Origin of the sequence: Desulfofundulus sp., from assembly GCF_049701015.1 — a bacterium.
In the GTDB taxonomy this organism is placed as follows: domain Bacteria; phylum Bacillota; class Desulfotomaculia; order Desulfotomaculales; family Desulfovirgulaceae; genus Desulfofundulus.
The window spans coordinates 1-4,181 of record NZ_JBNATZ010000219.1 but is presented as its reverse complement, the minus strand read 5'-3'; the positions used below and the strand labels follow the sequence as shown (position 1 = coordinate 4,181).

General features: G+C 50.9%; 3 protein-coding genes. All 3 read left to right on the top strand.

Annotated features, from left to right (window positions below; all coding sequences use genetic code 11):
• A partial coding sequence (locus ACPLUI_RS11825) for an SDR family NAD(P)-dependent oxidoreductase (RefSeq protein WP_424660464.1) occupies window positions 1-516 on the top strand: 516 nt, incomplete at its 5' end.
• 54 nt (window positions 517-570) lie between these two features.
• Complete coding sequence (locus tag ACPLUI_RS11820; RefSeq protein ID WP_424660463.1) at window positions 571-1,710, top strand: acyl-CoA dehydrogenase family protein; 1,140 nt, start codon at window positions 571-573, stop codon at window positions 1,708-1,710.
• Between the two features lie 68 nt (window positions 1,711-1,778).
• Window positions 1,779-3,494 carry a long-chain fatty acid--CoA ligase gene (locus tag ACPLUI_RS11815; protein WP_424660462.1) on the top strand — a complete coding sequence of 572 codons (1,716 nt, stop codon included), beginning with the start codon at window positions 1,779-1,781 and terminating at the stop codon, window positions 3,492-3,494.
• Window positions 3,495-4,181: the final 687 nt, after the last annotated feature.

Genomic DNA, 4,181 nt, shown 5'->3' with positions numbered 1-4,181 from the left:
AATTTTCTTAGAAATTTTGGTCCTTGGATCTTGACATATTACCGTAAGGCTTTTCGGATTATTCGCGCAGCCGCCCCTTATATCCGGGAAACTGCCAGGCAGGAAATAACAAGTGGAAAGCGCGTAATGCGAAAAATAGTCAACGTCATGTCTGTATCCGGTACCCGTGGAAATACTGGGCAGGCCAATTATGCTTCGGCTAAGGCTGCCCTGCGGGGTTTAACCAAGACCATTGCCCAGGAATGGGGCCCCTTGAACGTAAACTGCAATGCCGTAGCCTTTGGGTTTGTCACCACCCGCTTGACTGATGAAAAGGAGAAAGGCATAAAAATTCTAAACGATCGAATCACTGTGGGCATTCCGAAGAACCTGCGTGATCTGATGGTGGCCATGATCCCGCTACAGCGTCCAGCCACCCCGGAAGAAGCGGCAGGAGGTATTCTCTTTTTGGTTTCGCCCCTTTCGGACTATGTCACGGGTCACATTTTGCACGTCGATGGTGGCTTCGATATGTAGCTGATTTATTGGCCGGTGAAAACCGGCTTCAAAATCTGGAGAGAAGGTTGGAGCATGGGGATCTATACCGAAGAACACGAGATTTTCCGGCGTACCTTTAAAAAATTTGTCGAACAGGAACTGGTTCCTCATGTAGAGGAGTGGGAAGAGAAAGGGGAAATACCCCGGGAGATCTGGAAAAAGCTTGGTGAGCAGGGCTATTTGTGCCCCTGGCTGGGAGAAGAGTACGGAGGGGCCGGGGCTGACTTTGCCTGTTCGGTTATCATCAACGAAGAGCTGGCCCGGGCGGGGGTGAGCGTTGCTGTTGGGCTGCACAGCGACATCATCGCACCCTACATTGCCAGTTACGGCACCGCCGAACAGAAAAAACGGTGGCTGCCGGGTTGTGCTTCCGGCGACATCATCCTGGCCATCGCCATGACCGAGCCCAATGCCGGCTCCGATCTGCAGGCGATTAAAACCACTGCGCGCAGAGAAGGTGATCACTACGTTTTAAACGGCCAGAAAACTTTCATCAGCAACGGCATTTCTGCCGACCTGGTCATCGTCGTTTGTAAAACCGATCCCGGTGCCCGGCCCGCTTACAGGGGGATCAGCCTGATCGCAGTGGAAGATGGTACCCCTGGGTTTATTAAAAGCCGCAAGTTGAAAAAGTTGGGCCTGCACAGTATGGATACAGCCGAACTGTTTTTCGACCAGTGCCGGGTGCCGGCTGCCAACCTCCTGGGCGTGGAAGGGCAAGGCTTTTCCTACCTGATGGAGAAGCTGCAGCAGGAAAGGCTCATTTCGGCGATCGGTTCCCAGGGTATGGCGGAACGCATGCTGGCCGACGCGATCGAGTACGCCAGGACAAGAGAAGCTTTCCAAAATCCCATCGGCAAGTTCCAGCATAATGCTTTTAAAATTGCGGAGATGGCTACAGAGGTGGAGATCGGGCGTGCTTTTCTGGACAGCCTGATTGCCGACCACCTGGCGGGTAAGGAGATTGTAACGAAAGTCTCCATGGCCAAGTGGTGGATCGGGGAAATGGCCAACCGGGTTGCGTACCAGTGCCTGCAGCTCCACGGCGGCTACGGGTATATGGAGGAGTACCCGATCGCCCGTTTTTACCGGGACGTGCGGGCTCATACCATTTACGCCGGGACGTCGGAGATCATGAAGCTGATCATAGCGAAGAGGCTGGGGTTGGGTTAACCCTCGTGAAACGGGGCCGGGATATCTTCAGGACTGGGTGTCTGAATATTTAGAAAGGAGTGTCGCATATGGTTACTAAAATTATCCAGGGATTCCCTTCTACTTCGGGAGATAACTACCAGTTAAACATTATCACTCTCCTGCGGCATGCGGCACGGTCTTATCCGGAAAGAGAGATTGTTTCCCGAAATCCGGACGGGACTGTTTTTCGTTACAATTACGGGGAGGCATACGAAAGAGTAAAAAGGCTTGCGAACGTACTGAAGAAACTGGGGGTTGGGCCCGGAGACCGGGTGGGGGCGCTCGACTGGAACACCCACCGGTACGCCGAGCTCTACTATGGCGTGGCGGGAGTGGGTGCCGTTCTGTTGCAACTGAACCCCCGGATTTCTTTTGCCGAGCGGGCGTATGTCATAAATCACAGTGAGGCAAAACTGATTTTTGTTAGCGATTCGCTGATCCCGGTCATTGAACCTGTTGCAGGCGAACTGAAAAAAGTGCAGGGTTACGTGATTATTACGGATAAACCAATATCCGAGATAAAAACAACCCTGAGTCCCTTATACAGTTATGAGGAACTTTTGAAAGAAGCAACAGCTGAGTACGACTGGCCGATGGTCGATGAAAAATCGGCCTCCACCGCTTGCTATACTTCCGGTACTACCGGTAAACCCAAGGGGGTCTATTTTTCCCACCGGTGCATTTACCTGCATACTACGGCCATTGCTATTGCCGTAGGGATGTCCAGGAACGATGTGGTCATGCAAATTGTGCCCATGTTTCACGCTCAGGGCTGGGGGATGTTCTTCGCCCCACCGCTGGTCGGTGCTAAGCTCGTTTTCCCAGGGATGTATTCAGTGGAAAGGCCGGCTTCTCTGGTCGAACTCCTTGTTGCCGAGAAGGTTACAGTTACCTGCGGTGCACCAGCCATCTTCATGCCCATGCTGGAGTACATCAGAAAAATGGAACAGAAACCGGACCTGAGTGGCTTGCGGATGCTCTCCGGTGCGACGGAACCTCCGCTGGCGATGATGAAAGGATATTGGGAGCTGGGCGGCGCCGAGGTAATCCACGCCTACGGGGCCACCGAAACCACTCCGCTGGTCACAGTCAATCTGTTGAAACCTTCTTTACAAGGGCTACCCGAGGAAGAAAAGTGGGAATTGCGACGCAAGCAGGGGATTCCCGTTGTTGGGATCGACGTTGAAATTGTGGGTGCCGACGGTAAAGAGGTACCCGCTGACGGGCAAACGGTGGGCGAGTTGTTGATCAAAGGCCCTTGGATTACCAGAAGCTACTATAACGACCCGCGTACGGCGGAATCGTTTACGGAAGACGGCTACTGGCGTAGTGGGGACGCAGCCACTGTTGATGCCAACGGCTACGTCAAAATTACCGACCGTTTTAAAGATTTGATCAAGAGCGGCGGGGAGTGGATATCTTCCATTGACCTGGAAAACGCCCTGATGGCCCACCCGGCAGTGCTGGAAGCAGCCGTCATCGGGTTGCCCCACCCCAAATGGGAAGAGAGACCGCTGGCACTGGTTGTTTTACGTGAGGAGGCCCGGGGTAAGGTTACCAAAGAAGAGGTTATTGACCTCATTCGCCCAAAATTCGCCAGGTGGCAGCTTCCCGACGACCTTCTCTTCGTAGATGAAATCCCAAAGACCAGCGTGGGCAAATTTGCCAAGCGCATTGCCCGCGAAAAATACATGGACTACTATATCAGAAAGTTGAGCGCTCAACCAGCTGAACAAGATAAAACCGGGAGAAGGGATAAATAAACCATCTCTTATTGAGTGAAGTGAACGGCTTGCTAATGCTTTAATTTCCCTGAGTGATGCTATCCCTAGAAACCCCGTGGGAAAAATTTTAAAGAGAGTTTTGCGGGAGGACCTGAAAAGAAAACTGGGACTGTAACTGCTCTGCCAGGGTGGCTCAAAGAACTTGGCAGATGTTCCAATGTGAAATAGTCACGTGGACATTAGGTATTTTAAGGGGAATCCACTTTTGAATCGGTGGGTTCCCCTTGTGTCATCTAGATTAAAAATATCACCATTCGGCATTCAAAAACGACCATTCAGGCTTAAAGTGTTGTATTAGTCGCAAAAGTAAGATAACTTTTCGAGTGGAAAAATGAAACACAGTTACACCATGTGAAACATTTAAGGAATGTTTAGGTATTGAATTAGGAACCTTTTTGGGGAACCTAAAATTGGAAGCTTGTGTCATTGAAACAACGGGAGGTGAGAAGAAAGTTCAGTTGGAGTTTTCTATCGGGTAAGCATTCAGGTGGGGTTTAGGTTTAGCTCGAGGTGGCATCATGGCGGCATTAATAACTGAATATTTCAAATTATGTCACTTGAAGAAGATTTCGTGGAATCATCAAATTGAGGGGTGATTTAAAATTATGGAACCATCACTGACAACACAGGTAAGGCCAAGAATAAGCCGTTATCTGTGGATCGTTT